This window comes from Marinobacter sp. (assembly GCF_041690455.1).
Lineage (GTDB): Bacteria > Pseudomonadota > Gammaproteobacteria > Pseudomonadales > Oleiphilaceae > Marinobacter.
Map to the genome: position 1 here is coordinate 1 of NZ_JAWLHI010000106.1, position 9,022 is coordinate 9,022.

The 9,022-nt window shown below is 59.7% G+C and carries 8 protein-coding genes; 3 read left to right on the forward strand and 5 right to left on the reverse strand.

What is annotated here, in order from left to right; translation table 11 throughout:
* Nucleotides 1-1,337, forward strand: a 1,337-nt coding sequence (locus tag ACESMW_RS17700; RefSeq protein WP_372988306.1) for a 3'-5' exonuclease, incomplete at its 5' end; no start/stop codon positions are given.
* 154 nt (nucleotides 1,338-1,491) lie between these two features.
* Here the strand turns inward: ACESMW_RS17700 and ACESMW_RS17705 are convergent.
* The 5 genes from ACESMW_RS17705 to arsH form a co-directional block, all read right to left on the reverse strand.
* A complete protein-coding gene (locus ACESMW_RS17705; protein WP_372988307.1) occupies nucleotides 1,492-2,289 on the reverse strand; it encodes an undecaprenyl-diphosphate phosphatase in 798 nt (265 codons plus the stop codon).
* A gap of 127 nt (nucleotides 2,290-2,416) precedes the next feature.
* Nucleotides 2,417-4,909 (reverse strand): arsenate reductase (azurin) large subunit, encoded by a 2,493-nt coding sequence (locus ACESMW_RS17710; protein WP_372988308.1) that lies wholly within the window; start codon nucleotides 4,907-4,909, stop codon nucleotides 2,417-2,419.
* 14 nt (nucleotides 4,910-4,923) lie between these two features.
* On the reverse strand, nucleotides 4,924-5,457 hold the full coding sequence (locus ACESMW_RS17715; RefSeq protein WP_372988309.1) for an arsenate reductase (azurin) small subunit: 534 nt from the start codon (nucleotides 5,455-5,457) through the stop codon (nucleotides 4,924-4,926).
* Nucleotides 5,458-5,666: 209 nt separating this feature from the next.
* Nucleotides 5,667-6,737, reverse strand: a complete 1,071-nt coding sequence (gene arsB, locus ACESMW_RS17720; protein ID WP_372988310.1) for an ACR3 family arsenite efflux transporter — start codon at nucleotides 6,735-6,737, stop codon at nucleotides 5,667-5,669.
* A gap of 10 nt (nucleotides 6,738-6,747) precedes the next feature.
* Nucleotides 6,748-7,464: an arsenical resistance protein ArsH gene (gene arsH, locus ACESMW_RS17725; RefSeq protein WP_372988311.1), complete on the reverse strand. Its 717-nt coding sequence runs from the start codon at nucleotides 7,462-7,464 to the stop codon at nucleotides 6,748-6,750.
* A gap of 204 nt (nucleotides 7,465-7,668) precedes the next feature.
* On the opposite strand from arsH, the gene ACESMW_RS17730 reads away from it, so the two are divergent.
* Both ACESMW_RS17730 and ACESMW_RS17735 read left to right on the forward strand, forming a co-directional pair.
* Nucleotides 7,669-8,433 carry a metalloregulator ArsR/SmtB family transcription factor gene (locus ACESMW_RS17730; protein ID WP_372988312.1) on the forward strand — a complete coding sequence of 255 codons (765 nt, stop codon included), beginning with the start codon at nucleotides 7,669-7,671 and terminating at the stop codon, nucleotides 8,431-8,433.
* Nucleotides 8,434-8,478: 45 nt separating this feature from the next.
* Nucleotides 8,479-9,022 (forward strand): glyceraldehyde 3-phosphate dehydrogenase NAD-binding domain-containing protein (locus ACESMW_RS17735; RefSeq protein ID WP_372988313.1); only part of this gene is annotated, 544 nt, incomplete at its 3' end.

The following is a 9,022-nucleotide window of genomic DNA, read 5'->3' on the forward strand; positions in this document are numbered from 1 at the left end:
TGGTGCGCCTGGAGCAGAATTACCGCTCGACCCAGACCATCCTGAAGGCCGCCAACTCGGTGATCGCCAACAACCAGGGGCGTCTTGGCAAGGAGCTGTGGACCGATGGGCCCGAGGGTGAGCCGATCAGCCTGTATGCTGCGTTCAACGAGCAGGACGAGGCCAACTATATCGCGGATTCCATCAGTGCCTGGGTGGACGAGGGTAATCTGCGCAGTGAGGCCGCGATCCTCTACCGCTCCAATGCCCAGTCGCGGGTGTTGGAAGAAGCATTGATGCGCCAGGGCATTCCGTACCGGGTCTATGGTGGTCTGCGTTTCTACGACCGCCAGGAAATTCGCAATGCCCTGGCGTATCTGCGCCTGGTGCATTACCACCGGGACGATGCCGCCTTCGAGCGGGTGGTGAACGTGCCCACCCGCGGCATCGGTGCCAAGAGCCTGGCGGAGCTGCGAGAATACGCCACCGAGCAGGGCATCTCCCTGTGGGAATCCGCCGAGCGACTGCTGGCGGCCGGTCAGGTGAAAGGGCGGGCGAAAACCGGTTTGCAGTCGTTCCTCGACATCATCAATGGCCTGTCCGAGATGGTGGACCATGCCTCCCTGCAGGGACTGATGAAGCAGGCGATCGAGGTCAGCGGACTGAAGGACTACCACGCCAGCGAGAAGGGTGAGAAAGGCCAGGCCCGGGTGGAAAACCTGGAAGAACTGGTCAGCGCCCTGTCGGACTTCGAGGTGGAAGAAGGCGTGGATCCGCTGGCGGAATTCATCGCCCAGGCTGCCCTGGATGCGGGTGAATCCCAGGCCGATGCCCATGAGGACAGCGTGCAGCTGATGACGTTGCATTCCGCCAAGGGCCTGGAGTTTCCGCTGGTGTTCATGGCCGGGGTGGAAGAGGGCTTGTTCCCCCACAGCATGTCCCTGGAGGAACCCGGGCGCATGGAAGAGGAGCGCCGCCTGGCCTATGTCGGCATTACCCGGGCCATGAAAAAGCTGGTACTCACTTACGCCGAGTCTCGCCGGTTGTATGGTCAGGAGAAATTCCACGCCCTGTCCCGGTTCGTGCGCGAGATCCCGGGCGACTGCCTGCAGGAAGTCCGCCTGCGCAACACCGTGACCCGCCCGGCCATGGTCGAGCGACCCAACGAAAGCCTGTTCAGCCACGATTCCGCCCAGCAGGCCGGGTTCAGCCTGGGCCAGCGGGTGCGCCACCCGAAGTTTGGTGAGGGCATCGTGATGAATAGCGAAGGCAGCGGGCACCATACCCGGGTGCAGGTGAACTTTGATGACGGGGCCAAGTGGTTGGTGTTGGCTTATGCGCCGCTGGAGGCTTGCTGAAGTTTGGGGGTGGCAGCGGGCTGGTCAGGTTTTCCGGCATGAAAAAGGGGTCAGAAGAAAGCGTTCTTCTGACCCCACTTTCGGGTCTGATTCCGCGGTAAAAATGGGGTCAGATGAAAGCCTTCATCTGACCCCCATCTTCAACTCCGTCAACCTACATCAGCACCGCGTAAATCACCCCCGCCAACACAATCCGATAGATCACATACGGCCACATCCCCACCTTGTTCAGCCACTTCAGAAAGAAGTGGATGGCAGTAATGGCCATAAGGAACGACGTCACCCCACCAATCAGAAACCCGCTCCAGTCGACAATCACATCGGAAGTCGCCACCTCCAGCAGCTTCACTGCCGAAGCCAATACGATGATGGGAATGGCCAGCAGGAACGAGAACCGGGAGGCGGTCTCCCGGGTCATCCCCAGGAACAGGCCGGCGGTGATGGTGACGCCGGAGCGGGAGGTGCCGGGCACCAGGGCCATGGCCTGGGCGATGCCCACCAGGACCGCATCTTTCCAGTTGAGCTTGTCCAGGGTGCGTTGGCGTTTGGGCAGCCAGTCGGCGATACCGAGCAGGATGCCGAATACCAGGGTGGTTACAAAGATCACCGAGGCGCCCCGGAGTTCGTTGTCGATCATGTCCAGCAAGGCCAGTCCGGCCAGGCCCGCCGGGATGGTGCCGATCACCAGGTACCAGGCCAGGGCACCCTGGCCGACGAGTTTGCGCTGGCCAATGGAGATCAGTCCGTCCCGGGCGATGCCAAAGACATCCCGCCGGAAATAGAGCACAACCGCCAGCAAGGTTCCCACGTGCACGGACAGATCGAAACCCACGCCCTGATCGGTCCAGCCGAAGAACGCCGGGGTCAGGATCAGGTGGGCGGAGCTGGAAATAGGCAGGAATTCGGTCAGTCCCTGGAGAAGGCCAAGGAACAGGGCCTGGAAAAGATCCATTCTGTGGGTTCCGTTCGGTTCAATGCGTCAGAAATGTGGGCGGGATAGTAGCAGGGAGGGCGGGGGCTGAACAGTTATCCAAGGGGCAAAAAAGCCGGACACCCGTTCGCGGGTGTCCGGCAGTCATTTAGACGTAGCGTCTGCGCTTGAAGCTCACCTTGTCGGCATAGTCTTCAATCCGCCCGACGCGGCGGACATCGGCCCAGGTTCCCTTGTAGTAGGGAATGATGTTCCGATCGGTCCAGGGCGTCACCAGATCGCCCATGACGGAGTTGAAGTACATCGCCTCCATGAACACATGGCCTGGCTTGATGTCCGGCTCCACATAGGCCATGGCCGTCGTAGCGCCGTAGTCGTTGAACAGCTCGACCACATCGCCGGACTTGATACCGAGATCCCTGGCGTCCTCCGGATTGATCTCCAGCGGGGCCATAGGGTAACGGCCGCGGCGGAACTCCACGTGCTGGTCATGATAGGCCGTCTGCCAGATCTGGTTGGTGCGGCCGTTGTTCACCCAGAACCGGTATTTCTTCCGTTGCTCCTCAACAGTGTCCGGCAGCCCGTTCCAGGGTGCGGGCTGGAAGTGCGCCTTGCCGTCGTCCGTGTCGAACTTGCCGTCGGTGTAGAGCATCTCCGTGCCGATCAGCTGACCGTCCGTGTACTCCTTGATCGGCAGTTGCACACCATTGTTGCCAGCGGCCCTGAGGCGCTCGTAAGTGGCCAGGTAGCCGGTGGGGCCGCCCTGACTGTCGATGTCTGGGGCTCCGGACTGGCCGGCGCGGCGAAAGCCGTCGTTGAAGGCGTCCTCCTCGGTTTGCCAGTCGAAGCCTTCAAAACGCTTGGCCATCTCGGCGTTGCCCTCGTCCTCGTAAAGCTTGCGCAGGGCGTTGGCCATGTCTGCCGCAATCACGCAATCCGGTTTGGCGGTTCCGGGAGGATCCATGAATTTTTCCGACAGTCGCAGGCGACGCTCACCGTTCATGGAGGTGAGGTTCATTTCACCGGGGTGCGCCGCCGGCAGCATCAAGTGGGCGGCCTCAGTAAATTTGGTGGCGTACAGGTCGATTACGGTGACAAACAATCCACCGTCTTCCTTGACGGCCTTGTGGATGACCTCCGCCATCTTCTCCGGACCGGCGCCACGGACCTTGCGCAGGGCCTGTTTGACGATGTCGCTGCGGCGCAGGACTTCGTTACGGTACTGCTCGGCATTGAGCGTGGTCTGGAAGGCGTTGCAGGCCCAGACGGTGAGCATCTGGCCGTTGCCCTGAATGATTTCCTGGTCCACGTACGGAGCCGGACGACCACCGGGATACGGCGGGCGACAGTAGCCTTCCTGGTGACCGCCCATCCGGACCACACCCGTGCCCCGGCGGCCCACGTTATGGGTGGCCAACACCAGGTCCACCAGGGCCGACTGGATTCGGTAATTGTCGTTACCCCAGATGATGCCTTTCTCGTAACCGTGCATGGTCCTGGGCGCGTGGCCGGAGGCCTTCGGCTTGTAGGCCCATTCCGCGGCCTTGATCAGCTTGTCCTTGCTGATGCCGGTAATCCGGCTGGTTTCGTCCAGGCTTTGGCGGTTCGCCTTCAGGGCGTCGTCGAAGCCGGTGGTGTGAGCTTCGATGAATGCCTTGTCGTGCCAGCCCTGATCCACGACGTAGGTCAGCAGGCCGTTGAACAAAGCGGTATCGGTGCCCGGCTCAATGTCCAGGAACAGGATGTTATCTTTGCCGACGGCCTGCTCAAGCAGGGCGACCGTGAGAGCTCGGCGGGGATCGACCAGGATGATCCTGGTTTGCTGGATGGTTTCCCCGTCCTCATACACAGCCCGCTTCTTGTCGGCGGTCTGGCCCTGCAGGCTCGGCAGCCAGTGATTCAGGAAGTAGTTGGTCTGGGTTTCATAGGCATTGGCGCCGATGGAGAAAATGCAGTCCGCCATCTGGGCATCTTCGTAGCTGTTGTTCAGCTCGCCGATGCCCATGTCCCGGGTGGCGTGGCACTCGGAGTTGTAGGCAGGACGGTTGTGAATCCGCACCATCTTGCTGCCCAGGCCGGTGAAGATCAGCTTGCCGGTGCCCCAAGTGTTCTCGAAGCCGCCGCCGGCACCCCCGTGGTCGAACAGGTTGAACATCAACTGGTCAGATCCGTCGTCATCCAGGATCCGTTTGGTCAGATGGCTGTAAAGAGCGATGGCCTGATCCCAGCTGGTATCCCGCCATTCGTCACCGGCAAAGACCCGTGGATATTTCAGGCGTTGACTGCCAACGGGTGTCTGTGGCGAATGCATGATGGAGGCCATCTGGCCACCTCGCGTCGATGACAGGCCGCCGTTCACCTTGCAGTCCCTGTCCGGCACAATCATGATCCGGTGGTAGCTACCGTCATCATCCTGGATAACATTGGTCATGGCCTGGGTCATGGTGGCTGCCAGAGGTGGGAGCTGCTGGCGGAAATCCAGGCCCAACGCGTTCTGATCGGGTGCCAGCCCGCCTTCCTGATCGGCCGGCCACTTGTAGACATGGTAACCGCAGCCAACGATGCAGAAATGGCAGCAGGTCTGGGTTTTCTGGGCATTGGCCGGTGGCAGGGCTATCCGGTCCTTCTTATGTTCGAACATGAGCTATTCCTCCTTCAGGCGCCGGGCAGCAGATTGGACTGGCGGCCATAAATCAGGCCATCCACTCCGGTTGCCTCAATGGAATCGTCCGAATCCCGGTACGTCAGGAGAATCCGGGGCAGGTTTTCCGTGGCCTGGCCGGATACCATCTGGCCATTGAGCTCGGAATCAAACACGCTGAAATGACAGGGGCACTTGAAGGTGCGCTCCTCGCTAGAGTAGGACACAGGGCAACCCATGTGGGTGCACAGGGTGCTGTAGGCGACGATGTCGCCATCCGGACCAACACCACCCTGGGTTTTACGGCCGGTTTTGATCAGGGTGCAGGGCGAGGAAGCATCGGGATAGCTAAAGGAAACCGGCTGGCCGACTTTCAGGTCGCCTGCCTTGCTGATAGTGGTTTTCGGGTAGTCGAGCATGACCTTTCCGGGCTGCTGGCTACCTTCGGCGGCGTGCGCCGGGTTCAGTAACAGGCTGCCGCCGAGTGCGGCGGAGCCGGCTGCGGTTGTACCGGTAAAGGCCAGGAACCGCCTTCTTGACAGTTTCATTGGTCGTCCCTCTCCATTTTTGTTGTAACTGCGCAAAGGGCCCTGCTCAATAACAGGGCCCTTGTTCAGAATGTGTTGCAGTTCACATTAAAGAGTAGTTCAGACCTGTCGAGAAGCATCGATCTGGATGCTTGATGTTGTTAGGGTAGCCCTTTTTTGGATAAATTTTGACCAAGGTCAAGTTTGGTGACTGGCGACAGTTACCTGTTCTAGACGGGGAAGCGATCCTTCGTTTGATTGGCAATGCGCACCAGAACCAGCATCAGGGGCACTTCCACCAGCACACCGACCACGGTGGCCAGCGCAGCCCCGGACTGAAGCCCGAACAGGGCGATAGCCGCGGCGACGGCGAGCTCGAAGAAGTTACTGGCACCGATCATGGCACCGGGTGCGGCGATGCAGTGGCGCACCTTCCACAGCCGGGCCCAGCCATAGGCCAGGAAGAAGATCAGGAAGGTCTGCACGATCAGCGGCACCGCAATCAGCGCAATATGCAGCGGATTTTCCAGAATCACCTCGCCCTGGAAGGCGAACAGCAGCACCAGGGTGACAATTAATGCCGCCGGTGTGACCGGCCCCAGGCGCTTCATGAATACCTCGTCGTACCAGCGCTGGCCACGTTTTGAAATCAGGGTGCGACGGGTAAGGTAGCCGGCGGTAAGCGGAATGACGATATACAGCACCACCGACAGCAGCACCGTATCCCAGGGCACCTGGATGTCGGATATGCCCAAAAGGAAAACCACAATGGGCGCAAAGGCAAACAGCATGATGATGTCGTTCAGGGACACCTGCACCAGCGTATAGGCGGCGTCGCCCTTGGTCAGGTAGCTCCAGACGAACACCATGGCGGTGCAGGGCGCGGCGCCCAGGAGAATCGCCCCGGCCAAGTATTCGCTGGCCAGTTGCGGGGCAATGAATGGCTCGAACACAACCATCAGGAAGAACCAGGCAATGGCGAACATGGTGAAGGGCTTGATCAGCCAGTTCACAATGGTGGTGATGGCCAGCCCCTTGGGTTCCTTGCGCACTCCCACAATGGCGCTGAAATCAATCTGCGCCATCATCGGGAAGATCATCGCCCAGATCAGAATGGCGATTGGGATGGACACCTGGGCGTACTCGAAGCGGGACAGGGTTTCGGGAACTGACGGTGCGAGCTGTCCAAGGGCCACACCGGCAATGATCGCCAGGGCCACCCAGACCGACAGGTAGCGGCCGAACAGGTCCATGCCTTCTTTAGTATCCACTGTCGCTGTGGTTTCAGTATTGTTGCTCATCAATGTCCTCTCACATGCTGCGCTGGTTGACGCGTTTAGACACTTCCTCGGCACTTTCCACCCGCTCGGAATACCGGTCGGTCAGAAAGTCACTGCGATCCCGGATCAGCAGGGTAAATTTCATCAGTTCCTCCATGACATCCACGATGCGGTTGTAGTAGGGCGAAGGCAGCATACGATCGTTGTCATCAAATTCCATGAACGCCTTCGGCACCGAAGACTGGTTGGGGATGGTAACCATCCGCATCCAGCGCCCCAGCACCCGCAGCTGATTGACGGCATTGAAGGACTGGGAGCCGCCGCAGACCTGCATCACCGCCAGGGTTTTGCCCTGGGTGGGGCGCATGCCGCCGATGGAGAGGGGAATCCAGTCGATCTGGGTTTTCATGATGCCTGTCATGGCGCCATGGCGTTCAGGAGAACACCACACCATGCCCTCGGACCATTCCGCCAAATCCCGCAGTTCCTGAACCTTCGGGTGGGAGGCATCCTCGGCATCGGCCAGGGGCAGTCCGCGCGGATTGAAGATGCGGGTTTCGGCGCCCATGGCCTCCAGCAGGCGAGCGGCTTCCTCCACCGCCAGGCGGCTGAACGACCGCTCCCGCAGAGAGCCGTACAGCAGCAGAATCCGGGGGGCATGGGTGGAAGGCTTGTCCGCGAATACCTGATCGGCGGTCGGGGTTACAAACAATTCCTGGTTGATGTTGGGAAGATCTGGATAACGCATGGCACTCCGCAAGATCGTGAAACTGGATTGAGGTTCAGATAGTAGCTCCAGAGGAGACGATTGACATGTCAGAAAGATACAGCCGGGAGGAAAATTTGCTGACATCGGAAATTTCGGGTCAAAAACCGGTTTACTTTCCCGACTTGGGAATCTAGTATCCGACAAACAGTATATGCGTTAAATAATGTATATGGATAATCGAATATGAAGCGCAGAGTCTTGTTTGTCTGTACCGCCAACAGCGCCCGCTCCCTGATGGCGGAGGGCCTGCTGAAACACATGGCCGGTGACCGTTTTGAGGTAGCCAGTGCCGGCACCGAGCCAACCCGGCCGCATCCTATGGCGTTGCAGGTGTTGCAGGAATCCGGAATAAATGTGGACGGACTCCATAGTAAGCAGTTGGCAGATCTTAAAGATGAGCAATGGGATTACGTGATCACCCTGTGTGAGAAGGCCGCCAACGAATGCGGCACCGTCTGTCAGCCGGCCCAGCAGATTGCCTGGGACTTTCCGGACCCGGTGCTCAGCAACCGCCACGCCACCTTTGCTCTCACGCTCAAAGAGCTGAAGGAACGCATTGGCCTGTTTACCCTGGTGCACCAGAAAGAGACCGGCCTGAAGGCGCCGGAATACCACCCGGTGACGGTCTTCCGGGCGCTTGGCGATGAGTTGCGACTGGCCATCCTGATGCTGATCCGTGATCAGAAAAAACTTTGTGTCTATGAGCTGACCACCGCGCTGGGTTCCTCGCAACCGAAAGTCAGCCGGCACCTCGCGACCTTGAAGGAGGCGGGGCTGCTGGAAACAGAGCGCCAGGGCCAATGGGTCTATTATTACCTCCATCCCCAGTTGCCCCAGTGGTTGATCCGGGTGCTGGATGAGACTTCGGACAGCAATACAAACCTGATACAACAGGAACAATCGCGACTGCAGGCCATGCCGGACCGCCCCGGCATCCGGCTTGTCTGAATTCAGTGTTATTCACCGGATTGAAGGTCCTTCAAGGAGCACATCATGAGCAAGATCAAGGTAGGTATTAACGGATTCGGCCGTATTGGCCGCCTGGCCCTGCGGGCCGCCTGGGACTGGCCGGACATGGAGTTTGTTGCCATCAACGACCCGGGTGCCGATGCGGCAACCCTGGCACACCTGCTGAACTTTGACAGCGTGCACGGCCGCTGGGGCCATGAGGCCGATGCGGACGGTGAGGATATGGTGATCGGGGGCCAGCGGATTCGTGTCACCCGAAACAAGACCATTGCTGAAACCGATTGGTCCGGTTGCGATCTGGTGATCGAAGCCAGTGGCAAGATGAAGACCGTGGAAGTGCTGCAGGGCTATCTGGACCAGGGCGTGAAGCGCGTGGTGGTCACCGCCCCGGTCAAGGAAGCCGGAGCGAAGAACATTGTGGTAGGGGTGAATGAACATATCTTCGACCCGGCCAACGACCGCATTGTGACCGCCGCCTCCTGCACCACCAATTGCCTGGCGCCGGTGGTGAAGGTGATCCGCGAGAAACTGGGCATCAAGCACGGCTCCATCACCACCATCCACAGCC